Raw genomic sequence first — 24,088 nt, forward strand, 5'->3', positions numbered from 1 at the left:
TTCAGTCTGACCGCCGGGAAATGTAAATGTAAGTGTCCAAGGGAAGTTTCAGCACGGTGATAGGTGACGCTTATCAGGCGTGGTCAAATGGTTCATGCTCTTTCGCCAGCTCGAATACTTCGTGGCGCTCGCTCGGGAGAAGCACTTTGCCCGAGCGGCCGCGGCGTGTTATGTATCGCAGCCGGCACTGTCCGAGGCCATCCGCAAGCTCGAGAACGAGCTGAAGGTTCCGTTGGTGCGGCGCGGAAAGAGCTTTGACGGGCTCACCCCGGAAGGTGAGCGGCTCGTGCTGTGGGCGCGGCGGATCCTGGCCGACCACGATGCGCTCATCCAAGAAGTCGCCGCACTGCAGACGGGTCTGACCGGCGAACTGCGTCTCGGCGTCATCCCGGCCGCGTCCAGCACGGTGGCCTTGCTCACCGACCCGTTCTGCCTCGAACATCCTTTGGTACGAGTGCAATTGGAGAGCAGCCTGCGCTCGGCGGAGATCGTCGAGCGCATCTGCCGGTTCGAACTCGACGCGGGCATCATCTATCCGGACGGTCAGAACACCGCCGGCCTGCTCGTCACACCGCTGTACCAGGAGCGACAGGTGCTCATCGCCAGCAGCGAGTTGCTGACGAGCCAACCAAATCCGGCGACCTGGGCCGATGCCTCGGAACTGCCGCTGTGCCTGCTGAACACGGGCATGAGGGGACGTCAGCTCCTCGACGATGCCTTGACTGCCCACGGCCTCACGCTCACACCACGGCTCGAGGCGGATTCGGTCGTCTCACTGCTGGCGCACGTCAACACCGGCCGGTGGGCCAGCATCGTGCCACAAACCTGGCTGCGTACCTTGCGCCCGCCCGCCGAAGTGCGAGTGGTGCCGCTGGAAAACCCGGCGGTGACGGCCACGGTCGCGTTGGTCACCAGCGCCGCCGAACCAGGATCGGTACTGGCTCGCGCCGTCGTCAAGACCGCGCAGAACGCCCGGATCACCGTCGAACCCGGTTAACCGGTCAGATCGACCGACAGCAGCGCACGCACGGCCTGCGCCAGGTCCTCCTCCAGCCAGACCGGTAACTCGGCATCATCGGCGTGCCGGCGCACTACGGCATAGGGCAGGTCGACGACCGCCCGCGCAATGGCGTCCATGGTGCGGGTGTCGTCGCTGCCGAACACCCCGCGAGCCAGCTCTCGCAACCGTCCGATCAGCGGAGCGTTCATGGTGGCGAGCCGAGTCTCGAAGTTCACATCCGGCTCGCCGTCGAGCAGGTCACTGGGCCGAATGGTCAGCAGCAGCCGGGCGTCCTCGGGTGTGGCCCGGGCGAACCGGACCGCCGCGACCCCCATCGCCACCGCCGAATCCACGGACGTATCCCCCGCTGCCGCCATCGCCCGCGACTGGAACCGCTCCAGAGCCCGTAGCCACGCCGCGGTCAGGATGCCGTCGCGGTTGCCGAATCGGTGATACAGCGTGCCCGCAGGCGCGCCGCTGGCCCTGGCGATCGCGGCAACGCTGGCCGCCCGCGGCCCGTCGGTCAGGACGAGCGCGCGCGTCGCGTCCAGGATTGCATCGGTTTCATGCTTCCGCGGAGGTGCCACGATCTAGTATGGTCCTTCTATATGGAACGTTTACCTTACATCGATGAGCATGCCACAACCATCGACGCCGATGCGGCGACAACGTGGGCCGCGGTTCTACGCGTCCTGTGCGGCAGCCCGACCGACCCACGCGCACCGCTCGGATTCCGGATCGCCGAGCGCCGCCCGCCCGAGCGCCTCGTTCTCGCCGGGCGCCACCCGTTCTCGATCTACGAATGGGTCTTCGAACTGGATGTGCTGGCGCCGAACCGGACTCGGGTGCGATCGCAGACCTGGGCAGCGTTCCCCCGACTCCACGGGAAGATCTACCGCGCCCTCGTCATCGGGTCCGGCGGCCACCGGGTCATCGTGCGGTGGATGCTCAATCGCATTGCCGATCAGGCGCGCCCCCGAGGAGTGGACATCCGACGATCCTGAATTGGCAGATTCCCTCGGTTCAGCCGAGGGTGACCAGGCCCACCGCCCCGGCGGCCATCGCCAGCCCGAACGCCTGCCCCGGGTGGATGCGCTCGCGCAACACCACCACCGCCAGCAGGACGGTGAACGCGGGGTAGAACGAGGACAACACCGACGAGATCGCGAGCAGGCCGGACTGCGTGGCGAGCTGGAACAGCATGGTGGCGACCGCAGTGGCCACGCCGACCGCCAACGCTGTCACGGCGTACCGGTCCCGCGGCAGCCAGCTTTGACGCAATATGCTGGCCAGCACCGCGATGACCACCACCGATACCCCCAGGCTGAGTGCGGCCGGGAACAGCCCGGAGCCCTCGGGCACCTGCCCCAGCGCCACAAACAGGAACCCGAAGCTGATGCCGGCCACGATCCCGTCGAGCACGCCGGTTCCGCGCCGGGCGACGTGCCCGCCCCCGATATTTTCGTCGCCCTCGCCGGAGGCGATCAGCCAGATGGCCGGCAGGGCGCAGACGATGCCGACCCAAGCCAAAACGCTAGGTCGCTCCCCTGTGACGACACCCACCAGGACCGGCAGGGCGGCCGCGCCCACCGCCGACAACGGCGCCACCACGCTCATCCGCCCATTGGCAAGTCCGCGGTACAGGAACCCGGTGCCAACCCCGGAACCGACGCCGGACAGAGCACCCCACGCCAGTGCCGCGCCGCTGGGCGCACCACCGAAGACCAGTGCCACCAGCGTCAGGACGACCGTACTGCTGAGCTGGACCGCGAACGCCACCCGCCAGACCGAGGTCCGCCGGGACAGCACACCACCTAGGAAGTCGGAGAGCCCGTACATGCTCGCCGCGCCCAGCGCAAGAAGGATACCCACGGCAGGCGACGCTACCGGACCGACTCGACGCCAGTAGCTTCCGGCTGCATTCTGCACTCCGGTCGCGGATCTCAGTTCAAGTCAACGCGATTCAAGCACACACTCGCAGTTACGAGATGGTCGGATCAATGGGCCGCGTCGGAGCGGCCAGGATGGGAGTGCACAAGTTTGCCGCTAGTTGGCGGAGGCCAGCTCGCGCGGCGGGGTCGACCGGCGCGGCATCAAGCTCATGAAGGCCTTGCTGTACTAGCGAGTTGATGCGCTCTTCGACAGCGGCGCGTGCACCCAGGGTCTCGATTAATGCGGCGCAGTCAGCCACCTCCGCTTCGCTGAGATTGGAACCGAGGATGCCTCGCAAGTGATTGGCAGCTTTTGGGACTGAACTATCGGCACGCGCAATTGCTTCCGCTAGCAAGACCGTACGCTTGCCGCACCGCAGATCTTGACCGCGAGCCTTGCCCGTCAGCGCCGGATCACCGAAAAGATCGAGAATATCGTCGTGTAGCTGAAAGGCGATGCCGAAGGCCATGCCGATGGAGTGAAAGACTTTTTGACAGTCCGGTCTATCCGCCGCCGCGGCCGCACCAAGCTGTAGCGGACGCGCAACGGTATACGCTGCCGTTTTGTACATGTTTACCTTCATGGCTGCAACGATCGATTCGTTGTTGCTGCATTCAGCAACGATGTCGAGGAACTGGCCACCAAGGATCTCAGTTCTCAATTTCGACCACACGTTTTGAACCCTCTGATGGGCGTCGCGCGATATTGGCGCCGAAGCGACGATGTCGTCAGCCCATGTCAGCGACAGGTCTCCCATGAGGATCGCGGCGGAGAGACCGAACTGTTCTGCTGAACCACTCCACCCGTTAGCGCGGTGCAGGTTCGCAAATGCGATGTGCGCAGTGGCATTACCTCGACGTTGCTCGGATCGATCGATGACGTCGTCGTGCAGCAATGCACAACCCTGCAATAGCTCCAAAGCTGAGAACAACAGCAAAAGGTCCTCCACCTCGGTGGGCGATGGACGGGAGTTCTCCGGCAACACTGCTCGCCATCCCCAGTAGGCAAACATAGGGCGCAATCGCTTGCCGCCGACCAGGACAAATCGCACCAGTGCGACAATGAGCGCTTCGTAGTCGGAACCGAGGTAAACGGCGTCGCGGCGGCGGACATCTAGGTGAGCGCTTAACTGCGAGTCGATCGCCGCGACTAGGTCGCGCGTCGACGGCAATGGATAAGCGGACTGTCGGTGCAACTCCCCGCAGGCGGATGCAGGCATGCAGGTCAGCGCTTTCCCGCGCTCGGCCAATTATTGTGACGAGCTTTTGACTGGTCCGCGAGAACCTGCAACAACGATTCCGTACCAAGTGTGTCGATGGTTATCACTCCGTCGAAGGGGTATCTGCCGGACACTGCCCTGCAGGGTTTTGCAGCGGTAACACCGTCAGCGCCTTATTCGCGTTCGATGGCCCTACTAGATGGCGGATCCGGGGTGGCCGCGGTGGCGCGGCCCGCGGCCACCGGTGGTTAGTCGTGGTTAGTCGGCGAGGTTGGCGGACCAGCGGTGTTCGATGCGTCCAAATTTCCACACCGACACAGCGATCAGCCACGAGACGATGAACAGTCCGACTATCAAATAGCCGGCGTAGTCAAGGTTGATGGCGGCGACTGCGGCCAGTGGACCGGAGTCGATATGCAAGCGGTCGGCGAGCACCCCGATGAGTTCGATGGAGCCGATGATCAACGCCACCGCTACCGAAAGGGAGGTGATGGTGAGGTTGTAGAAGATCTTGCGCACTGGTTTGGCGAAAGCCCACCCGTAGGCGTAGTTCATGAAGGCGCCGTCGGTGGTGTCCATCAGGCACATGCCGGCGGCGAACAGGACCGGAAGGACGAGGATCGCATAGAACGGCAGACTGAATGCGGCGGCGCCACCAGCGATCACCAGCAGCCCGACTTCGGTGGCGGTATCGAACCCGAGACCGAAGAGAACCCCGATTGGGTAGATGTGCCACGGCTTGGTCACCGATTTGGTCAGGCCACCCAAGAATCGGTTCATCAAGCCTCGGGATTCGAGTTGGCGTTCCAGGGCGGTCTCGTCGTAGCGGCCTTGGCGCAGTTCCCGAAACACCTTGATGATGCCGATCAATGCGATCAGGTTGATGATTCCGATGATCCACAGGAACACTCCCGACACTGAAGGGCCGATTACGCCGGTGATGGTGTGCAGTGGCGAGTCTTCGTCCTCCACCGGGCCGACCAGCGCCCGCACCCCCAGCGCCAGCAGGAAGGTCAGGGTGAACACAATCGTGGAGTGGCCCAGGGAGAACCAGAACCCGACTGACAGGGGCTTGCGCTCAATGCCGTTGTCGATGTTCTCGGCGAGCAGTTTGCGGGTGGTGTTGTCGACGGCGGCGATGTGATCGGCGTCGAAGGCATGGCGAAGTCCCAAGGTGTAGGCCAAAATTCCCACCCCCAGGGTGAAAACAGGATGATCGCCACCCAGCTGGTAATGCCGCGGAAGGACGAAGGCGAACAGCACCCCGAACCCCACCAGGTGCAGCGCTACGATAAACCCGTACATCCCCACCAGTGAGCGACGGTCAGCACCCGAGAGGCTGCGTCGGAACTGTGCGAAGCTGTGGACTGACACTCCGTCGTGGACGGTCATGCTTTCTCCCCTTGTATTGCCGTCACCGAAGACAGCTTGGTCGCTGCACACTGTTGCGACAGTCTCGACTTTGGCCAGAAACTCAGTGCCGACCAGTCGGACTCCGTCGCCGGCAGTGGGCCTCCATATGATTCGACGCAGTGCTGGCGGTTGCTGCGATAGGTCATCTCACGCCTCCTTCACAACGAACCCGGTTTTGGCGCATGCTGGTCACACGAGTCCTCCGCTCGGTTCGATACTGGTCGGACTGTTGGTTACCTCGTTCTGTCGGGCGACTATCCGCTCACCCGCTCCCCGCATCCCAGGCTGGACTCCTTGACGCATTCCGAGCGCGGCGCTTCGATTGATGCGCCGCGCTCGGTTGGCTTCGAAGAAGTGGAAATGCGGACCCAATTCCGCGTGCCGCTGGCGGCTGGTTCGGTAGGTCATCTCACGCTTTCTTGTCAACGAAGCCGGTTTTGTGCCTACCGGTAACGCCCCCTCCGCCGGCCCGGGCTACTGGCCGGCCCCTTCGTTACCTCGTCCTGTCGGATGACAACCCTGTTCGCCCGCGTACTACGTCGACGAAATATCGTTCGCCTCGACGGATCGAACACATAGGCACTGATCAGACAATCTTCAGTGGGACGACCAGTGAACCCGGACGGCGCGAACTATTTGGAGGCTCGTGAGCCCAAATGGCCATTGGCGACAAGGGTTCCGAGCACATCCATGATGGCTCTACAGCCCAGCTGCGCGGTGGAGTCACTGGTGTCGTATGGCGGAGCAATTTCGACTACCTCCATACCGCAGATCCCTTCTTGCGCGACCCTGCTCAATGCCCTGAGCGCTTCGCGTGGAAGCAATCCACCCGGCTCTGGCGAGCCTGTGCCGGGCGCCATTCCGCCGTCGACCACATCGATATCAAACGAGAGATATACCTTCTCGACACCCTTCCAGGCGATCTCCAGGGCGGCATCGACAGCCTTATCGATACCTAGATTTTCAATGTCTCCCATTGTCATAACGGTGGTCTCGCGATCCTTTGCGACCTTGAGCCCCGGTCGAGAGCCGTACCATCCTCCGATTCCTATCTGCACCAGGTTCTTAGCCGGAACGTTAGGAAGATTTGTCGCATGGAAGAAGTGAGTCGTATGCATCCGCTCGTCCATGTCAGACTCTTGGATGTCAATATGCCGATCAAAGTGGATAATTCCGATATTGCCCTCCGTCTGCCGGGCGATGGCTCGTATGTTGGGGTAGGCGATCGAGTGATCGCCACCAACCATTACTGGGAAAACCCCTTCATTGATGATGTAAGAGACAGCACGGTCCATCTGGTCGAACGACTTTTCGATATTTGAGGGAATGACGAAGACATCCCCCGCGTCGCAGATGGATAATTCCTGCGCCAAATCGACTGCCATATCCAAGTTATAGGAGTCATACAGTGCGGAAATCCTCCTCACTGCCTGGGGCCCAAATCGACAGCCCGATCGATACGTTGTACCCATGTCGAACGGCTCGCCCAAGATGGCAACCTCATAATTTCCGACATCATGAATATCTTCGCAGTACGGAGCCTTAAGGAAAGTGTTAATTCCCGCAAACGCTGGTTGCGCACCCCTGCTGAACGTCGAGATTCTTCTGTCGCTTATCGACTCTGCCGCCTCCAAACCGAGCGCGATACCACGGGCCACCGCCTCTTCTTCAACGTTTGTGGGAATCGCCGCCAAGAGATCGAGATTCTTAACTCCCTGCAGTTGCGTACGATCAAAGCCTTCGATTGACGGGCGTTCTTCCTTACTCATTACCTGTTCTCCTATCGGTTCAGAAAGGGTTGGTGGTGCTTCGTCTAACTGATGTACGGCTGATCGGCGAGTCCATCACCGTTGGCCGCTGAAAGGCCGGGCCGACCCGGCCTTAAGAAGACCCCGTAGCCGGGCTCGCAATAACGGGTGTCATCGTCAAATCTGCAGCCCGGTTCTACCGGGGGACTAAGGGGTCACGCGCGAAATATGACGGCGAAATCCATTGGGCTGGCGATCACCGCAAATCCATGGCTTCCTTTAGTGCCCGGCCTCACCCGCCCGGGCCAGGTTTCGCTGTTTCTTATCCGCCTCGACTTCTAGGACTTCCAGCGGGACGCCGGCCATGGTGGCACTGTCCGTTGTGAACATACGATCGGGGCGCGCCTTTAAGAAGTAAATGAGTCCGATGAGACCAAATGCGACGAACCCTACCTCCACAGCCCAGTTCTGCCACCACGGGAGAGCGGAGTTCCGCGGCCAGGCTATATTGATCAGTTCGAATACAAGCCAGGCGGCGGCCAGGATATTTATTGCGACTCCCACTTTCCCAAAACTCCACCTTCCTTCCGAGCTCCACCGCCCTTTCATGCGTACGTAGAGAACGCCCGCGACTGGCGCCAAGAACGACACATAGTACGCGGCGGTAGCGAATGAAACGAGAACGGATAACGCATTCGCATAAATGAAGGCAAGCGAAGCCAGCGCTCCTATCAGCAAGGTTGCATAGACTGGCGAGTGGTTGCGCTTAGAGACTCGACTCCAAATGGTTGAGAAAGGCACCATGCGGTCTCGCGCGAATGAGAAGAGGACGCGAACTGTGCTCGCCTGAACCGCGATTCCACACGCTGTGAACGATACGATAACAACGGCAAGGAACGGCTTAGCGGCCCAAGCACCGAGCGAACTTTCCACCGCGGTCGAGACTGGATCGGGCACTTCTCCGCTAATTATGGCGCCAAGGTCGGGCGACGCAAGCATCAGCGCAGCGGCCCCGAGTAAATCCACCAAGCCAACTGTGAAGAGCGAAATCAAGATTGCCCGCGGCACATCTCTCTTGGGATCCTGAGTCTCCTCCGCTAGGCTGCCGCAGGCATCGAAGCCAAGAATAATCCACCCAGAAATCGCGATCGCCGCGATGAATGCAGGCCACCATGCCGTGCCGTCCGGTCGTAGACTAGTGTCCCACAGCACACTAAAGGGGTGCTCGCGAAAGAAAGTGATCAAGGCGAGGCTTATGCCCAGGGTGGCTATGACCTCAGCGGCGATTCCAATGTTCAGTGTCCACTTGAGGAGATCAAGTCCGATAGCATTAACAAAGGTGAAAATGGCCATCAAAATTAATGCGAAAACAACTCTCTCGGTCAGTGATGGGTTATCAATTCCGAAGAATCCGGCCAAGAATAGTCCACCGCTGTACGCGACAGTAGACAAAGTGATTGTCAACGCCCAAATGTAGACCCAACCGGCCCACCAACCGTATCGGGCTCCAATAAGTCTACGCGACCACTGGTAGATGCCGCCAGATATCGGCCAACGCTCGGCCAGTTGAGTGTAAACAAGTGCCACCAATAACTGACAACCAATGACAACGGGCATAGCCATGACCCACGCTGGCCCTGCGGTCTGCGTCCCAAGAACAACGACGGTATACAAACCCACAACGGGCGAAATAAAGGCGAACCCGATGGCGAAGTTTGTCCACAGTTTCAATACGCGCGGAAGTTCCTGCGCATACCCAAAAGCCTCTACGGAATCACCGTCACCACCCGAGTCATCCGGCATGGTCCGATCCAAATGCGTCATGCTATCGCTCCTCGCGACCTCAGCGCCCCTGTGGCGTGGTGATCCATGGGCCGTCCTTCCGGGGTTCATAATATTCGGATGTGAAACTTTGTTTCGCGATATTTATGAAACAACGTGGACGCGCCTGTGTCAAGGGTCACATGGCGAGACTCGGAGGCCGCTGAAAACCTGCCCTAGGGGAGGTGGTGTCCGACACTCGGTAAGACCGACCGGCACTGGCGACCACGCGCGCTCACGGGTCGCCTCGCGAGCGATCGCCCTCTTTGCCCCACCAGGAAGTACTCGGGATCCGTTATGCGGCTGGTTAATTCGACGGCGATGAGTGACGCAATGATCGATAGAGACATAGGGGCGCTCCCGGTCACGCCTAGCTGTGCCGCCACATCGACCGCTCGTACCCCCGAGCCCTTCCGCCGCCAGGACGCTGGTATCCGGACTGCCTGCTCGAAACTATTGAAACTAAACGGTTTCGCGCATGACCGCTGTGGACCATGCCCGCTAGTGGGTGGACAGACATTCACATAGACATGCCGTGGCCGTGGCCGCGCCGCCTGGAACATCCACTACGCCCGAAGTCAGACCGACAACCCCGATTTCGACGCCGAACAACTCGCGAGCGCGATTTTTGCCGCACTGCTGGCGGCGAACGAAACCGTATTGCCGCCTGTCCTGTTTGTCGACACTTTCACCTGCTGACGTTGAAATAGGCTGTACGGCAGTTTATCTCGTCCGGTCTGCTATGAGAGCGGTGGATCACTTGGCACGTCAAGTTGATTGATCGTCGGGTATCGGTTGGGCTGCTTTTCAGTCTTATGGTCATCTAATGTTCTTGCAGGGTAACGTCATTCAACTGGATCAGTGGATGAGTGATCCGCTGACACAGCGGGCCAGCAAAGGTCGGGGATCCGCTTCCATCAGAGCCCGATGCGAGCGCTCTGCGGCGACATCATCTCACGCCTCAGTAGGAGATCGGTGAATTGCACAGTGTACGTATACATTTCGTAGTCATCCGGTTTGGTCGGACTGTGAGTGGAGTAGAGTTGGACTGCCTCGCTGTGGCGTGTCGTTTGTCGAGGACATCGACCGCGCCATCCCGTTGCCGGAGATCAGGGACCCGCGCGGCGCACCGGCGTTTCAGAGTGTCGAGCAGTGCCGTGCCCGATACCAGCGTTGTCGAGCGCAGGTGTAATGCCCTGCGAATCAAGCCTATTCGTGCCGGCTCACGGCCCTGCAGATTGGCCCGGTGCGTTGCAGTGCGGGCAGTTTTGCCATGGCGCCCTTAGGCAGGCGGTGGATTGCCACCTGGCTCCTGGACCTGGTCGCGATGTCAGCCAGGCAGGTCCACACAGTGCTCGGGTATTTCCCAATCAGGGCGCACACGGCTCCATGACAAGCAGGTATCGAGTGCTCTCCTGTTTCAGAGCGCTCTGGTCTGGTGTGCTGCTTTTAGTAGCTGTCTGCGCGGTCGACCCTCAGGGGGCTGCGGGGCGACCGTTGTTGCCCAGGAGTACCTCGAACCGGGCATCGACGAGCAGTTCGGTTTCGCGGCCCCCATGGGCCATGGCCGCTTCTTGCGCGCGATACTCGTCGCCGGCTGCGATCGCTTCGACGATTTCGGCGTGGGCGTTGACCGCTTCGGAGGTGTCAACGAGGTCGTCGCATGGTGCCCACAGCAGTGGTGCCATCTCGCCCTGCACCTGTACGAGCGCGGTGGTCAGTCGGCGTGATTGGGCGGCAATGGCCAGTCCGATGTGAAAGCGGCTGTCGGCACGCCGAAGGTCTAGGACGTTGTCGGCTTCCTTGAATTGTCGCGCCAGCAACAGTAAGCGGTCATGTTCCGGCTCTTCGGCCCGTGCGGCGGCGAACCGCGCTGCCGAGCCAGCCAGCGATGCGGCCAAATCGCCCAGGTCGCGTAGTTCTTCGGTACTGCGTTCCCGCAGCCTACGATCGACTTCGCTGCGACTGACCGCCGAGGTATCACACACCACGCTTCCGCCGCCGCGGCCCCGCCGAGTCTCGATCAGCCCACGTTTTCGCAGCGTTGCCAGCGATTGGCGGATCTGCAGCATGGTCGCCCCCAACTGGGTGGCGAGTTGTCGCTCCGGCGGCAGTCGCTCACCAGCGCCTATTAGCCCGACGGCGATGGCGGTTTCGATCTGATGGGTGACCTGATCGGGTCGGCTGGCCCCCTCGAACTCACTCGTCCGCAGTAAGCCAACCAGTGCAAATGGAGCCCGATTATCGAGAAACTCGAGACCCGTCATCGATCCAGAATAGGATGAATAGAGCGTCAAACACGCCACCCCCTCCGGGCGGTGAGCTGTGCCGGGACGAGTGGGGCCACCTTGGCATCGGCAAGTATGTACTGGGTGGAGCCGATCATGGAGTCGCCAACGCAACGAGGCGCCACGTGAGCTGCTCATCGCGGGCAGAGTGCACCGCGGCGGTGTGGTGAATCGTGGTCTGCGGCTGTAGCCGCGACCCGCTGACATAGCGCCCGCTGTTGGACACGATCACCCGGCCGTTGCCGACCAGCGCAACGGGAGGCTGTCGGAAGCCCAGTTGGTCGAGCACGTAGCTCTCCAGACCCGCGATGCACAAGTCGCCGCCGGCCACAATCCTGCCGCCGGTGGCCAGCGGCGCCGGAATGGTCAAAGTCACGGTGTATTTGTCGACTCCACCGGAATCCACATAGGGGCCGATAGCGCGAGGATGGTCGTCGGCCAGCGGGTGCACGAACCACTCCCGCGACTGGTAGTCGTAGAACCCAACTGCTTGGGGGTCCAGGACGTGGGCCATGAAATGGCTCTCTTCGGCATTGTCTCGCCACCACCACTCCAGCCAGCGGGGTGCGTCCGACAGCGAGTTCTGGTCGACGGCGACGCCGATGCCTTCCAGGAGTGGCTCGTCACGGCGGAGGATATCTTGCAACAGAGGCCGAATGGTGGCCAATACGGTTCGGTCGAAGGGCTTGCGGCGCTCAGCCGCGCGGCCGGCTAGGTCGGTGACCCGGACGCGTACAAGGTCGACCAGATCGAACAACTCGTCGAGTCGCTGACCGAGGTGCAGTGCGGTGGTTTCAAGCAGGTTGTGCAGCTGGGCGTCATTCACGTGTTGCTCCTGATTGGCTGTCGGCGTGACTCCCTTGCGCGGTTCACCCTGCCGCGGGCATGGTCGTCGACACCGACGAGGCGACGGGGTGCGGCTACCCTAAGACTCGGTCTACTACCCGCAGCACCCGGGGCTTCTCCGCACGGCGGTGGACGCCATGGCGGTGGTTGATCCCTGAGCGGGGTGGGGATATTCCGGCTTAGTGCACGCGCGTGCGCGGGTGCACTAAGCCATGGAGCCATCGCGTCGATAGTCGGCACCGTCTGCCTGGCAGGAGTGTTGAATCCGTGGACCTGGTAGCGAAACCTGTCACGCTGGCGGGGATCCGTTGCTCCCCAGACCCCGCAGTCGTCGAGTGTCAACGGCGCACGCTCGGCGCGGGCGATCCCTATCGGACACTTCGTACAAACGCCCGTGGCGGTGTGCTCGATGCGACGTTGGTCCGCGTCGCGTCGGTCATCGTGGAAGAACAGGTCGATGGGATGGCCGCGCCGCAACGTCAGTTCATACCAAAGCCAGGATCGGCGCGTCGTGTTTGCGGTGGTCCTCGGATGCCGGGTTATCCTGCGGTGCAACAGAATTGTTGATGTCGCAGGAGCTGCGCCAGGGGTCGCAAGATCGGCGACTCCACAGGTAGGCGCAACCAATGCCGTCGCCGCCATTGGGGCCGTCATGACCCCTCGTTCGAGATCGCATCGCCGAACTGCGCTGACCGAGATGGACTGCGATAGCGCACGGGAACCAGTTGCAGGGACCCCGTGCCCGCGGTGGTGCCGGTGCGGCCGGCGATCGGTTCCTCCTGTTCCGGAGGCACGACACTGAGCGGCGGGTGGTCAGTGATGTGCAGGTAGTAGGCGTGGGCTTGTGCTCGCTGCAGCAGCGCCCGGTCATCACTGCCCATCACTTGCCTCAACAGAGTCTGCATGGCAATGATCTCGATGAAACGAGCCTTCAAATCTACTGTGCTCATACCGAATTCGGGAAACGTCTCGTCATCAGTTGGCCCGTCGTAGGGCGCCCAGGCCAGGATGAACTCGATGATCTTGCGGTCGAACCAGTCGAAGTGCATCGCACCGGGGTGCTGGCGGTTGCCGGACGATGAGTTGGATTCCCCACAGCGATCATCACTGGCCACGTTTGCCCCACTGGTCGTAGTTCACGGTTCCGCTGCCGATGGTGGTGCCACAAGGCAGGATGCCCTGCTTCCCGGAGATTAAATCCAGGAAGGCGAAGTCGGAGTAGGAGCCTCCGAAAATCCCAGGCCCGCACCGCGAGGTCGGCGGACGGAACCCAGCTCTGCTGCGGATGGTCACGGTTCCGGCCTTCGGGTCAGCGGGGCAAATCCATCGATTATGATGTTTCAGAATCGAATCTTTACATTGTGGTGTGGCTCACGTCAAGGCATGCAGCAGGCGGCAGGGACATCACCGACCACCTGAGCGACGGTGGCGGGGCTATACCCGAGGAGTTAGATCAGCGGCGCAAGCCGACGCGAACACTTCGTCACGGGCGGATCCCAACTTTCCGGCCCGCTTCCTCGCTCCCGAACGCCGCGCCACCTGCGACCATGCGTGCCCGAGCAACCACGGAATATAGCGCCGGCGACGTCGATCCCGCGATCCCCGTGGACGGTAACATTCCGCTCAACGCGTCGATGAATCGACTGGCGCGAGGTGCGTTGGGATTGCCGCTACCAAGGTGGTCGTGGGCCGCTCAGCGACGGAACATTGCATCTTGACACTGACAAGATAAACGTTCATCGTTGAACTAGTCACTGACAAGTTCAACGGAGGCGTCATGTCTGTCATGCAGCAACCCACCCGCGCCGGCGATCCTGAACGCGAGAAGACCGTGAACGACCTCGGACAGGCTCTCGCGCAGGGCTACCTGACCATGACCGAATACGAAGATCGATTACAGCGCGCTATCTGCGCCCACACCACCGGCGAGTTACATCAACTCGTCGCCGATCTGCCCGTCATCCAACTGCGGCACAACGATCCTCGGCATCGCGCCGCACAGGCCAGGGCAGCCCGGTTGAGCGTCGTCATCCACCTCGGTGCCTATCTGGCAGGCTCACTGTTGATGGTCGGCATCTGGCTGGCGGTAGGGCTGGGCGGCGGTGGATGGTACTTCTGGCCCGTCTGGCCGATCATGGGTTGGGGTATCGGCGTTGCGTCCCATGCCATCCCGATCTGGGCTCACGGCTCGATGAGGCCCGCCCGGATCGCATAGCGGGTGAGCGCCAACCTATCCCGCAGCCCGAGCTTGGCCAGGATGTTGGTGCGGTGCCGGTCAACGGTTTTGGCGCTGATGGTCAGCGTCGCCGCGATCTCGCGGGTCGAATAACCCTCGGCGATGAGCTTGAGCACCTCCTCTTCCCGCGGCGTGACGATGGCGTCCGGCAGTTCCCCGCCCTGCCGAGCCCGGTGCAGATAGTCGCGGATCAACGCGGTGACCGCGCCCGCATAGAGAAAGGGCTCACCACGCAGCGTCGCCCGGCACGCCTCCAGCAGATCACGGTCGGCCACAGACTTCAGCACATAACCCGATGCCCCGGCCTTGAGCGCCTCGAAGAAATACTGCTCGTTGTCATACATCGACAGGATCAGAATCCGGACGTGTGGATATGTGCGGTTGATTTCCCGTGCGGCCTGCAAGCCAGTCATCCTCGGCATCGCGATGTCGAGAATGGCCAAATCAGCCGGGGTCCCACCGAGAACAGTCAGCGCCTCATACCCGTCAGCTGCCTCGGCCACTACCTGCAGGTCCGGCTCGGCGTCGATGATCATGCGTAATCCACTGCGCACCAGCGCATGATCATCGGCCAATAGGATTCGTGCGGTCATCAGAGCGGGATCACCAGCCTCACCTCGGTACCGCCGTCCTGTGGCGAGGTGATGGTCAGGTCGGCGTTCACCAACAGTGCCCGCTCGCGCATGCCGTTGATGCCCGCCCCCTCGCAATCCACTCCACCACTCCCGTCGTCGGCAATTCGCAACGTTAAATCCGTTGCGCTGGTATGCATATCGAGCCACACCTTACGGGCACCGGAGTGCCGGGCCACATTCGTCAGACTCTCCTGCGCAATCCGGTAACACACCAGCTCGACATCCGGACGCAACCGATGCGATTGCGGTGCAATGTGTTTGACCACAGCGATACCCGAAGCCTGACCGAAGTCGGTGCACAACGCGTTGAGGGCGCTGTGCAGCCCGAGATCCTCCAGCACGTCGGGGCGCAGCCGTCGGGCGATTTCTCGAACCTCGTCAAGGCTGGACCGCACGATCTCCTGGGCATCGGCGAGTTCGTCGGCGATCGGCGCCGGAGCACGGTCGACGGCCCGTTTGAGCCTTAACAGTGCAACCGTCAGCGTCTGGCCGATCTCGTCGTGTAACTCCCGGGCGATGCGTTGACGCTCGTTCTCCTGCGCAGCCAGTGCCAATGCGCTCGTCGTTGTGCGCTCGGTCTCCAACCGGTCGAGCATGGCGTTGAACGACACGATGAGCTGCTGCAGATCGTGGTTGCTGCCATGATCCACCCGGTCGGTGCGCTTGGGCGGATCGACTCGTCGCATAGACGCGGCGAGCCGATCCAGCGGGGCAAGACTCGATCTCAGCAGCAGTGCGTTGGCGGTCAGGATCACCGCCAAACCGACCACCAACACTGGGATTTCGGTGACCTTGATGCGGGAAGACACCGATGCCGGCGACACCGCAAGGATCAACGTGCCCAGGGTGAAGATCAGGCCGTTGATCAGAAACACTCGTCGGAACAGCGCTGTCGCCGGAGTGCGCGCCGGTTTCACCCCTCCAGCGTGGCTTGAGACGTCGAGGTTTGTCCATACAGGCGACATCCCCCACAGAATGGGTATCAGACCCGATGGTCATTCACCGGATCGCCGCACAAACTGGGCCGATCGATGCCAGGCGACTCGGAGAACGAGGACCATGACCGTAGCGACCCACTGGAACGAAGACATGCAAGCACATGAAATCGCTGTCCACCCACCAACGGTCCGGATCGACGACCCGGTGTCCAAGGCGGTTCAGCTGATGGTAGTCAATCGACTGCCCGGGCTGGTGGTGGTCGACGATTCAGAACGGCCCGTTGCCGTGCTACCCGGAACCCAGGTGCTGCGGCTGGCCATACCCGAGTCCTACCAGGACGATCCGGCGCTGGTCCGCACGGTCGACGAGATTCACGCCGACCTGTTCTGGCACGGTCCCGGCAAGTTGACGGTCGGCGACTGCCTCCCGACGCCTGTGGCCAAACCGGCCACCGTGTCACCGGATGCGACGCTGCTGGAGATCGCGACGGTGATGGCGAACAAGCGCAGTCCGCTCATCGCAGTCGTCGACCACACCGGCCGGCTCACCGGCGCGGTGACCCTCGAACGGCTGCTGACCAGTCTGGCGGTAGCCGGACCAGGCGACTGATACCCCGGTGCTCGCCGCCGACCTATCCCCCGTCGCTTCGCTCGCCCCGATACTGGCGCTGGGGATCTTCGTCGTCGCATTCTGGTTCATCGCCACAGAGCGGGCCGACAAGGTCAAGACGGTCCTGGTCGCGGCCGGGCTGATGGCGTTGCTCGGGCTCATCCCCGGTGAGCGGGTCTTCTATTCCGAGCACGAAGGCATCGATTGGAACGTCATCTTCCTGCTACTCGGGATGATGGTCATAGTCGGGGTCGTCAAACAGACCGGGCTTTTCGACTTCCTCGCCATCTGGGCGGCGAAACGCTCCCGCGGCAAGCCATTCCGGCTCATGGTCATGCTGATGTTGATCACCGCGATCGCTTCGCCGGTGCTCGACAACGTCACGATCATCCTGCTGGTCGCGCCGGTCACGCTGGTGGTCTGCGATCGGCTACGGATCTCGCCACAGCCCTATCTCATCGCCGAGGTGCTCGCGTCCAACATCGGCGGCGCCGCGACCTTGATCGGCGACCCACCCAACATCATCATCGGCAGTCGGGCGGGCTTGACGTTCAACGACTTTCTGATCCACATGGCGCCCGCGGTGGCGATCATCTTCGCGCTGTTCGTGGTGTTCACCCGGGTGTTGTTCCGTAAAGACCTGCGCGCCGACAAGATCTACATCGCCGAGATCATGGCACTACAAGAGCACCGGGCCATCAAAGACAGCCGCCTGCTCGTCCGCTCCCTGGTGGTACTGAACCTCGTCATCCTCGGCTTCGCGCTGCATTCGGTGCTGCCGGTGGCCCCGTCGATCGTGGCCCTCCTCGGGGCCGGGCTGATGCTTCTGGTCACCGACATCGACGTGGCCGAGATCCTGCCCGAGGTGGAATGGCCGACGCTGGTGTTCTTCATGGGCTTGTTCGTCATGGTGGCCGGACTGGTGCACACCGGGGTGATCGGCGCGCTCGGTTCAGTGGCCGAATCCGCGTTCGCCGACAACTGGTTCGGCGCGGCGACCGCACTGTTGTTCGGTTCGGCGGTCGTCGGTGCATTCGTCGACAACATCCCGTACACCGCGACGATGACGCCCGTCGTCGAATCCATGGTGGCCCAGACCCCTGACGCCGGCACGGGCCAGGCACTGTGGTGGGCGTTCGCGCTGGGCGCATGTTTTTCGGGCAACGGCACCGCGATCGCGGCGAGCGCCAATGTGGTCGCGATCGGCATCGCCCAACGCGCCGGGCACGCGATCAGCTTCTGGCGGTTCACCCGCTACGGCATCGTCGTGACGTTGCTGAGCACGACACTCGCGTGGGTGTACGTGTGGTTGCGGTACTTCTGACGTGTGGTGCCGTGTCGGTGGCCGCTGACACCATGCCCGCATGAAAGGCGCATTCATCGGAAGCGAAGCGTTGGAACAGGGTCTGGTGACGCGCAACGACCTACGACACCACTACCGGCGTCTGTTCCCGGATGTGTACGCGGGTGCAGAGCCGACGCTGCGTGATCGCACCGCAGGTGCCTGGCTGTGGTCGGGCCGACGCGCGGTCATCGCAGGTGTCGCCGCGTCAGCACTACACGGTGCCGCGTGGGTCGATGCCGACATTCCGATCGAATTGATCTGGCGCAGTAGCCGACCCGCTGCGGGCCTCATCGTGCGCAATGAGATCTTGGCCGACGACGAAATCACCCGGGTCGCAGGCCTAACCGTGACCACACCGGCACGCACGGCATTCGACCTGGGCCGCCACCTTCCTCGCGACGAGGCGGTGGCACGACTCGACGCCCTGGCATGGACTCGGCGCGTCACCACCGGCGACGTGCTGCCACTGCTCGCCCGGTATCCGTCGGTCCGTGGTATTCGCCGCCTTAAAGATGCGCTGTCGCTGATGGACGCCGGTGCCGACTCACCACCCGAAACACGGCTGCGCCTCCAGCTGACCGATGCCGGCATGCCCCCGGACGAAACTCAGATCACCGTCGTCGCGGGACGCTCCCGGCGACTGGCGATCTTGGACATGGGTTGGCGACGGTTCAGGGTGGCCGTCAACTACGACGGCGCCTACCACCAGACCGACCGCAGACGCTATGTCCGCGACCACAAGATTCTGCGCAGGTTGCAAGAGCTGGGGTGGATCGTCATCTGCGTCATCGCCGAGGACGACATCGCCGATGTCCTGGTCCGCGTCGAGCGAGCGTTACTCAGCCGGGGCTGGCACCCACATCCACCTCAGGGACAAATCTCGGCCTGATTTTGTCCCTGAGGTGAATCTCGGTGAAAGCCGAGTGGTCGGCCCGGCGCCAACCACCGGAACCTCACGGGTTCGCACAGGAAATGATGCCAGCGACACCGGCCCACGTAGAATGGTCCAAACCCGACGCCACGTGTGCCCGTTGATTCCGCGTCAGCGCTCATCGGTGTCCGACACCCCGACCCCAACCAGATCGGAGTGCCATGCTCACCGTATTGGTCGCTCACGCGGTAGCCACCGCGCTTGCGCCTCCGCTGGTCGCCAGATGGGGCCGGGCAGCGTTCTATCCGTTGGCGCTGGTGCCACTCGGTTCGCTGGTGTGGGTGGCGTTGAACTGGCCAAGCCACGACCGGATACCCACCCTGAACATCCCGTGGGTCCCCGAACTGTCGATGGACATCTCGCTGCGCTTCGATTCGCTGGCCGCGATCATGAGCGTGCTGGTGCTGGCGATAGGTGCGCTCGTCCTTTTCTATTGCGGCGAGTACTTCCACCACCACGACGGGCACAAGGAGAACCGCCTCCCGAGCTTCGCCGCCGAGCTGGTCGCGTTCTCCGGAGCCATGTTCGGCCTGGTGGTCAGCGACAACATGCTGGTGCTCTACATCTTCTGGGAAACCACAACGGTGCTGTCATTCCTGCTGGTCGGCCACTACGCCGAGCGTGCGACCAGCCGCCGCGCGGCAACCCAAGCATTACTCGTGACGACATTCGGCGGACTGGCCATGCTGGTCGGCATCGTGGTGCTCGGCCACCTGGCCGGCACCTATCTGCTGTCGGAGCTGATCGCGTCCCCACCCGGCGGCACGGCAGCCGCGATCGGCGTGGCACTGATCCTCGTCGGCGCGCTGTCCAAGTCGGCCATCGTCCCGCTGCACTTCTGGCTCCCCGGTGCGATGGCCGCGCCGACACCGGTCAGTGCCTATCTGCATGCCGCGGCGATGGTGAAGGCCGGCGTGTACCTCGTAGCGCGGATGACGCCCGGCTTCGCGGACACCACGCTGTGGCGGCCTATGGTGATCGGCCTCGGGCTGCTCACCATGCTGTTGGCCGGCTGGCGGGCGGTACGCGAATACGACCTCAAGTTGATCCTGGCCTTCGGCACCGTCAGCCAGCTGGGCCTGATCAGTGTCATGGTCGGGGCCGGCGGCAGCGACATGATGCTGGCCGGACTCGCCATGCTGTGCGCGCACGCGATGTTCAAGGCGACGCTGTTCATGGTGGTCGGCATCATCGACCACGCCACCGGCACCCGGGACATCCGTCGGCTGGCCGGACTGGGACGGCACAGCCGCCCCCTGTTCGTCATCGCCGTCGGCGCGACCGCGAGCATGGCCGCGTTGCCGCCGTTCTTCGGGTTCGTCGCCAAGGAGGCCGACCTGGAGACCGTGCTGCACAGCCCGACGCTGGGCGCCGCGGCCCCGTGGGTACTCACCGGCATCGTGGTCGGCTCGGTGTTCACGACGATCTACAGCCTGAGGTTCCTCTGGGGTGCGTTCGCTGCCAAAGGTCTACCGCAGCCCAGCGCCCGGGTCGCCGAAATGCACCGGCCCTCGATCACGTTCCTGGCCGCGCCGGCCATCCTGGCCGCCGCGGGTCTGGCGTTCGGACTATGGCCCGCCGGCCTGGACGCGGTACTCGACGACTATGCCAACACCATGCCCGGCGGGTCGGGCTATCACCTGGCGCTGTGGCACGGGCTTGGCCTGCCGCTGCTGCTCTCCGTCATCGTGCTCGCCGTCGGTACCGCCGCGTTCTTCGTCCGGAACCGCTCGCCGCACACCGGCTCCGGATTCCTTCCGCTGGGCAACGCTGACCGCATGTACGACGCGGCGATCCGCGGACTCGACATCTTGTCGATCCGGATGACCGCCGCGACACAACGCGGCTCGCTGCCCGCCACCCAGTCGGTGATCCTGTCGACGCTCGTGCTGCTGCCGATCGTGATGCTGGCGCTGGGCGCCCGCGACCACCCGAATTTCGCACTGTGGGATTCCCCGCTGCAGGTGGTGATCGGCGTGCTGATGCTGGCCGCCGCGCTCGGTGCCGTGGTGATGCGCAACCGGCTGGCCGCGGTGCTGCTGATCGGCGTGACCGGCTACGGCTGCGGCGCGATCTTCGCGTTCCACGGAGCACCGGACCTGGCACTGACCCAATTCCTGGTCGAGACACTGGTTTTGGTGATCTTCCTGTTGGTGTTGCGCACCTTGCCCGCCGAGGCCGACCACGCCAACATCAAGCGCCACCGGCTCCCGCGCGCGTTGCTGGCGGTCGCTGTCGGCACCGCGGTGACCATCCTGGCGGTCTACGCGATGGCCGCGCGCACGGGTGTCGGCATCGCCGAGTTGCTGCCGGACGCGGCCTACTACCGCGGGCACGGGTCCAACACCGTCAACGTGCTGCTGGTCGACATCCGGGCCTGGGACACCATGGGCGAGATCATGGTGCTGCTGGTGGCGGCGACGGGCGTGGCGTCCCTGGTGTTCCGGCACCGTAGGTTCGGCGCCGCACCTCGCGTCAGCCAAGCCGTGGGTCAGCCCGAGATCGGGCCCATCGCCGCGTACAGCCCGGCCGCCGGTGACATCACCTGGCTGCGCGGCAGCGAATTGCGCGATCCCCGGCACCGATCGCTCGTGCTGGAGGTCGCGACCCGCGTCATCTTCCCGCTCATCATGGTGTTGTCGGCGTACTTCTTCTTCGCCGGGCACAACCACCCGGGCGGTGGTTTCGCCGGTGGGCTGACCGCTGGCCTGGCCCTGGTCCTGCGGTATCTGGCCGGCGGCCGCTACGAACTCGGCGAGACACTGCCGCTGGATGCCGGCAAGATCCTGGGCACCGGGCTGGCCCTGTCCGCGACCACGGCGATCACCTCAGTGGCTTTGGGCGCACCCGCCTTGTCGTCGGCCGTGATTCAGCTCGACCTCCCGGTGTTCGGCCACGTCAAGCTGGTCACCGCACTGTTCTTCGACCTCGGGGTATATCTCATCGTCGTCGGCCTGGTGCTCGATGTCCTGCGCAGCCTCGGCGCGCGGGTGGACAACGAGATGGCAGAGGCGGCTGGGCTGTCCAAGGCGGTGACGCGATGACGACGTTCCTGGTTCCTCTGCTGCTCATCGGCGGCCTCACCAGCGCCGGGGTCTATCTGCTGCTCGAGCGCAACCTGACCCGGATGCTCTTAGGCCTGTTGCTGATCGGCAACGCCGTCAATCTGCTGATTCTGACCGTCGGTGGGGCGTCGGGAAATCCGCCGATCCGCGGCAGCACCAGCGCCGGCGCCACCACGACTGCCGACCCGCTCGCGCAGGGCATGATCCTGACCGCCATCGTCATCAGCATGGGCATCGCGGCCTTCGTGCTGGCTCTGGCCTACCGGTCCTACCGGCTGACCACTGTCGAAGAGGTCAGCAACGATCCAGAGGACACCCGGGTGTCGCAGCAAGCAGGCACGGACGGCCGTTCGGAAGAGGAAAGAGCGGAAGACATCCCCCAGCCAACGGCCACCGGCGATACCGATGCTCCCCACGCGCTGGACGCACTGCCCGGTTTCGAGGGGTCCAAGTGAACGCCCAGGCGTTGATCCCCCTGCCGGTGCTGATCCCGGCTCTCGGTGCGGCCGCCACGCTGGTGGCCGGTCGTCGTCCGTGGTTGCAGCGGATCATCACCCAGGTGGCGTTGGCGACGGTGGTCGCGGTGTGCGCGGCACTGGTCTACCTTTCCGACCGCGACGGCACACTGGTGCTGCATGTCGGCGGCTGGGCTCAGAGCGTGCCGGGTATGGGTCCGCTGGGCATCACGCTGGTGGTCGACCGGCTCTCGGCGCTGATGCTGGTGGTGTCGTCGATCGTGCTGCTTGCCGTGGTGGTCTACGCCATCGGACAGGGTATTCGCGACGGCGATGAACGCCAGCCGGTCTCGATCTTCATGCCCACTTACCTGGTGCTGTCGGCCGGGGTGTGCACGGCGTTCCTGGCCGGTGACCTGTTCAACCTGTTCGTGGGGTTCGAGGTCCTGCTGGCTGCGAGCTTCGTGTTGCTGACCATCGGCGGCAGCCCCGATCGGGTTCGTGCCGGCATCTCGTACGTGATGGTTTCCATGGTGTCGTCGCTGATCTTCCTGATCGGCATCGCGCTGGTCTACGCCGCCACCGGCACCCTCAACCTGGCCGAGCTGGCGCTGCGCCTCGATGGAATATCGTCGGGCACGCGCGATGCTCTGTTCGCAGTCCTGCTCGTGGCGTTCGGCATCAAGGCTGCGGTGTTCCCGTTGTCGACATGGCTACCGGACTCCTACCCGACTGCACCCGCGCCCGTCACGGCCGTGTTCGCCGGGTTGCTGACGAAAGTCGGTGTGTACGCCATCATCCGGGCACACTCGCTGCTCTTCCCCGGTGGCGGACTGGATTCGGTGCTGTTGGTGGCCGGACTGTTGACGATGGTGATCGGCATTCTCGGCGCCATCGCGCAGAGCGACATCAAGCGGCTCCTGTCCTTCACCCTGGTCAGCCACATCGGCTACATGGTGTTCGGGGTGGCGCTGGGCAACGAGTTGGGCATGTCCGGGGCGATCTACTACGTCGCCCACCACATCGTCGTGCAGACAACCTTGTTCCTCGTGGTCGGTCTCATCGAGCGGCAGGCCGGCGCGTCGACGCTGCAACGGCTGGGTGGTTTGGCCGCGGCCAGCCCAGTGCTGGCCTTCGTATTCGTCGTACCAGCCCTCAATCTCGGTGGCATCCCGCCTTTCTCGGGCTTCATCGGCAAGGTCGCCCTGTTGGAGGCTGGTGCGCAGAACGGCTCGGCACTGGCCTGGACGCTGGTGGCCGGTGCTGTCATCACGAGCCTGTTGACGCTGTACGTCGTGGCCCGGGTGTGGACGAAAGCGTTCTGGCGCGCCCGGGCCGATGCGCCCGAGGGGCATCTGGCGGCTGCCGCCCCGGCGGTGCTGCTCGACGACATCGAGGACATCGAGTTCGCCGAGCGAGACAGTGTGGGGCGCATGCCGATCGGGATGCTGGCACCGACCGGCGCGCTGATCGCCGTGGGGCTGGTGCTGACGATTGCCGCCGGGCCGATCTTCTCCTACGCCGAGCGGTCGGCCGCCGAGGTGCTCGATCGGGGTCAGTACATCTCGGCGGTGCTGGCAGGAAGTAGTCGCCACCAATGAGCGCT

23 protein-coding genes are annotated in these 24,088 nt (G+C 63.2%); 9 read left to right on the top strand and 14 right to left on the bottom strand.

Translation table 11 applies throughout. The features are described from left to right. Positions 1 to 94: 94 nt before the first annotated feature. Positions 95 to 997: a LysR family transcriptional regulator gene (locus tag B133_RS0115220; RefSeq protein WP_026256475.1), complete on the top strand. Its 903-nt coding sequence runs from the start codon at positions 95 to 97 to the stop codon at positions 995 to 997. Here B133_RS0115220 and B133_RS0115225 read toward each other — a convergent pair. Then, positions 994 to 1,587, bottom strand: a complete 594-nt coding sequence (locus B133_RS0115225) for a TetR/AcrR family transcriptional regulator (protein ID WP_018602302.1) — start codon at positions 1,585 to 1,587, stop codon at positions 994 to 996. The two genes, B133_RS0115220 and B133_RS0115225, sit on opposite strands and share 4 nt — an antisense overlap. A gap of 21 nt (positions 1,588 to 1,608) precedes the next feature. Between B133_RS0115225 and B133_RS22865 the strand changes: the two genes are divergently transcribed. Next, on the top strand, positions 1,609 to 2,004 hold the full coding sequence (locus B133_RS22865; protein ID WP_018602305.1) for a hypothetical protein: 396 nt from the start codon (positions 1,609 to 1,611) through the stop codon (positions 2,002 to 2,004). A gap of 19 nt (positions 2,005 to 2,023) precedes the next feature. Here the strand turns inward: B133_RS22865 and B133_RS0115235 are convergent, their stop codons facing one another. From B133_RS0115235 to B133_RS0115280, 11 genes are all read right to left on the bottom strand, one after another. Further along, the gene (locus B133_RS0115235) at positions 2,024 to 2,872 is read right to left on the bottom strand and encodes a DMT family transporter (protein WP_018602307.1); all 849 of its coding nucleotides are present in this window, start codon (positions 2,870 to 2,872) and stop codon (positions 2,024 to 2,026) included. Positions 2,873 to 2,981: 109 nt separating this feature from the next. Continuing rightward, positions 2,982 to 4,151 carry a polyprenyl synthetase family protein gene (locus tag B133_RS0115240; RefSeq protein ID WP_051088057.1) on the bottom strand — a complete coding sequence of 390 codons (1,170 nt, stop codon included), beginning with the start codon at positions 4,149 to 4,151 and terminating at the stop codon, positions 2,982 to 2,984. A gap of 258 nt (positions 4,152 to 4,409) precedes the next feature. Further along, a complete protein-coding gene (locus B133_RS0115245) occupies positions 4,410 to 5,543 on the bottom strand; it encodes a HoxN/HupN/NixA family nickel/cobalt transporter (RefSeq protein ID WP_018602311.1) in 1,134 nt (377 codons plus the stop codon). 210 nt (positions 5,544 to 5,753) lie between these two features. Then, complete coding sequence (locus B133_RS24465) at positions 5,754 to 5,972, bottom strand: urease subunit beta (protein ID WP_157625885.1); 219 nt, start codon at positions 5,970 to 5,972, stop codon at positions 5,754 to 5,756. Between the two features lie 224 nt (positions 5,973 to 6,196). Continuing rightward, on the bottom strand, positions 6,197 to 7,333 hold the full coding sequence (locus B133_RS0115250; protein WP_018602313.1) for an agmatinase family protein: 1,137 nt from the start codon (positions 7,331 to 7,333) through the stop codon (positions 6,197 to 6,199). A 258-nt stretch (positions 7,334 to 7,591) separates the two neighbouring features. After that, positions 7,592 to 9,136 (bottom strand): APC family permease, encoded by a 1,545-nt coding sequence (locus tag B133_RS22870; RefSeq protein WP_018602315.1) that lies wholly within the window; start codon positions 9,134 to 9,136, stop codon positions 7,592 to 7,594. A 1,472-nt stretch (positions 9,137 to 10,608) separates the two neighbouring features. After that, complete coding sequence (locus tag B133_RS0115265; RefSeq protein WP_018602316.1) at positions 10,609 to 11,400, bottom strand: FadR/GntR family transcriptional regulator; 792 nt, start codon at positions 11,398 to 11,400, stop codon at positions 10,609 to 10,611. 115 nt (positions 11,401 to 11,515) lie between these two features. Next, complete coding sequence (locus B133_RS23365; protein WP_018602318.1) at positions 11,516 to 12,247, bottom strand: cache domain-containing protein; 732 nt, start codon at positions 12,245 to 12,247, stop codon at positions 11,516 to 11,518. Then, entirely contained in the window at positions 12,244 to 12,921 is a 678-nt protein-coding gene (locus B133_RS25365; RefSeq protein ID WP_081618232.1) for a WhiB family transcriptional regulator, read from the bottom strand. Before B133_RS25365 ends, B133_RS23365 begins: the two co-directional genes overlap by 4 nt. Beyond that, complete coding sequence (locus B133_RS23370) at positions 12,918 to 13,316, bottom strand: hypothetical protein (protein ID WP_157625889.1); 399 nt, start codon at positions 13,314 to 13,316, stop codon at positions 12,918 to 12,920. The genes B133_RS25365 and B133_RS23370 overlap by 4 nt, the downstream gene beginning before the upstream one ends. A gap of 55 nt (positions 13,317 to 13,371) precedes the next feature. Beyond that, positions 13,372 to 13,560: a hypothetical protein gene (locus tag B133_RS0115280; RefSeq protein ID WP_018602322.1), complete on the bottom strand. Its 189-nt coding sequence runs from the start codon at positions 13,558 to 13,560 to the stop codon at positions 13,372 to 13,374. Between the two features lie 484 nt (positions 13,561 to 14,044). Here B133_RS0115280 and B133_RS0115285 point away from each other — a divergent pair, with 484 nt between their 5' ends. Then, positions 14,045 to 14,482, top strand: a complete 438-nt coding sequence (locus tag B133_RS0115285) for a DUF1707 domain-containing protein (protein ID WP_018602324.1) — start codon at positions 14,045 to 14,047, stop codon at positions 14,480 to 14,482. On the opposite strand, the gene B133_RS0115290 is transcribed toward B133_RS0115285, so the two are convergent. Together B133_RS0115290 and B133_RS0115295 are read right to left on the bottom strand one after the other, a co-directional pair. Beyond that, positions 14,449 to 15,096 carry a response regulator transcription factor gene (locus tag B133_RS0115290; protein WP_018602326.1) on the bottom strand — a complete coding sequence of 216 codons (648 nt, stop codon included), beginning with the start codon at positions 15,094 to 15,096 and terminating at the stop codon, positions 14,449 to 14,451. The genes B133_RS0115285 and B133_RS0115290 overlap by 34 nt on opposite strands. Then, complete coding sequence (locus tag B133_RS0115295; RefSeq protein ID WP_026256479.1) at positions 15,096 to 16,055, bottom strand: histidine kinase; 960 nt, start codon at positions 16,053 to 16,055, stop codon at positions 15,096 to 15,098. Before B133_RS0115295 ends, B133_RS0115290 begins: the two co-directional genes overlap by 1 nt. A 142-nt stretch (positions 16,056 to 16,197) precedes the next feature. Here B133_RS0115295 and B133_RS0115300 point away from each other — a divergent pair, with 142 nt between their 5' ends. The 6 genes from B133_RS0115300 to B133_RS0115325 all read left to right on the top strand — a co-directional run bounded on the left by B133_RS0115300 (position 16,198) and on the right by B133_RS0115325 (position 24,083). Next, positions 16,198 to 16,686 carry a CBS domain-containing protein gene (locus tag B133_RS0115300; RefSeq protein ID WP_018602329.1) on the top strand — a complete coding sequence of 163 codons (489 nt, stop codon included), beginning with the start codon at positions 16,198 to 16,200 and terminating at the stop codon, positions 16,684 to 16,686. A gap of 7 nt (positions 16,687 to 16,693) precedes the next feature. Continuing rightward, positions 16,694 to 18,010, top strand: coding sequence for an SLC13 family permease (locus tag B133_RS0115305; protein ID WP_018602331.1), 1,317 nt, complete (start codon positions 16,694 to 16,696; stop codon positions 18,008 to 18,010). A gap of 40 nt (positions 18,011 to 18,050) precedes the next feature. Continuing rightward, positions 18,051 to 18,920: a hypothetical protein gene (locus B133_RS0115310; RefSeq protein WP_018602332.1), complete on the top strand. Its 870-nt coding sequence runs from the start codon at positions 18,051 to 18,053 to the stop codon at positions 18,918 to 18,920. Positions 18,921 to 19,123: 203 nt separating this feature from the next. Next, the gene (locus B133_RS0115315; protein ID WP_018602333.1) at positions 19,124 to 22,006 is read left to right on the top strand and encodes a Na+/H+ antiporter subunit A; all 2,883 of its coding nucleotides are present in this window, start codon (positions 19,124 to 19,126) and stop codon (positions 22,004 to 22,006) included. Next, positions 22,003 to 22,482: a Na(+)/H(+) antiporter subunit C gene (locus B133_RS0115320; RefSeq protein ID WP_018602334.1), complete on the top strand. Its 480-nt coding sequence runs from the start codon at positions 22,003 to 22,005 to the stop codon at positions 22,480 to 22,482. Before B133_RS0115315 ends, B133_RS0115320 begins: the two co-directional genes overlap by 4 nt. Beyond that, positions 22,479 to 24,083 carry a Na+/H+ antiporter subunit D gene (locus B133_RS0115325; RefSeq protein WP_018602335.1) on the top strand — a complete coding sequence of 535 codons (1,605 nt, stop codon included), beginning with the start codon at positions 22,479 to 22,481 and terminating at the stop codon, positions 24,081 to 24,083. The genes B133_RS0115320 and B133_RS0115325 overlap by 4 nt, the downstream gene beginning before the upstream one ends. Positions 24,084 to 24,088 lie beyond the last annotated feature (5 nt).

Source organism: Mycobacterium sp. 155, from assembly GCF_000373905.1.
Taxonomy (GTDB): domain Bacteria; phylum Actinomycetota; class Actinomycetes; order Mycobacteriales; family Mycobacteriaceae; genus Mycobacterium.

What these genes read in the sequence shown, in the direction of transcription:
- B133_RS0115220 (WP_026256475.1), top strand. Translation starts at nt 95, where the DNA reads ATGCTCTTTCGCCAGCTCGAATACTTCGTGGCGCTCGCTCGGGAGAAG.
- B133_RS22865 (WP_018602305.1), top strand. Translation starts at nt 1,609, where the DNA reads ATGGAACGTTTACCTTACATCGATGAGCATGCCACAACCATCGACGCC.
- B133_RS0115240 (WP_051088057.1), bottom strand. Translation starts at nt 4,151, where the DNA reads ATGCCTGCATCCGCCTGCGGGGAGTTGCACCGACAGTCCGCTTATCCA.
- B133_RS0115245 (WP_018602311.1), bottom strand. Translation starts at nt 5,543, where the DNA reads ATGACCGTCCACGACGGAGTGTCAGTCCACAGCTTCGCACAGTTCCGA.
- B133_RS24465 (WP_157625885.1), bottom strand. Translation starts at nt 5,972, where the DNA reads ATGACCTACCGAACCAGCCGCCAGCGGCACGCGGAATTGGGTCCGCAT.
- B133_RS0115250 (WP_018602313.1), bottom strand. Translation starts at nt 7,333, where the DNA reads ATGAGTAAGGAAGAACGCCCGTCAATCGAAGGCTTTGATCGTACGCAA.
- B133_RS22870 (WP_018602315.1), bottom strand. Translation starts at nt 9,136, where the DNA reads ATGACGCATTTGGATCGGACCATGCCGGATGACTCGGGTGGTGACGGT.
- B133_RS0115265 (WP_018602316.1), bottom strand. Translation starts at nt 11,400, where the DNA reads ATGACGGGTCTCGAGTTTCTCGATAATCGGGCTCCATTTGCACTGGTT.
- B133_RS25365 (WP_081618232.1), bottom strand. Translation starts at nt 12,921, where the DNA reads ATGACGGCCCCAATGGCGGCGACGGCATTGGTTGCGCCTACCTGTGGA.
- B133_RS23370 (WP_157625889.1), bottom strand. Translation starts at nt 13,316, where the DNA reads ATGCACTTCGACTGGTTCGACCGCAAGATCATCGAGTTCATCCTGGCC.
- B133_RS0115285 (WP_018602324.1), top strand. Translation starts at nt 14,045, where the DNA reads ATGTCTGTCATGCAGCAACCCACCCGCGCCGGCGATCCTGAACGCGAG.
- B133_RS0115290 (WP_018602326.1), bottom strand. Translation starts at nt 15,096, where the DNA reads ATGACCGCACGAATCCTATTGGCCGATGATCATGCGCTGGTGCGCAGT.
- B133_RS0115300 (WP_018602329.1), top strand. Translation starts at nt 16,198, where the DNA reads ATGACCGTAGCGACCCACTGGAACGAAGACATGCAAGCACATGAAATC.
- B133_RS0115310 (WP_018602332.1), top strand. Translation starts at nt 18,051, where the DNA reads ATGAAAGGCGCATTCATCGGAAGCGAAGCGTTGGAACAGGGTCTGGTG.
- B133_RS0115315 (WP_018602333.1), top strand. Translation starts at nt 19,124, where the DNA reads ATGCTCACCGTATTGGTCGCTCACGCGGTAGCCACCGCGCTTGCGCCT.
- B133_RS0115320 (WP_018602334.1), top strand. Translation starts at nt 22,003, where the DNA reads ATGACGACGTTCCTGGTTCCTCTGCTGCTCATCGGCGGCCTCACCAGC.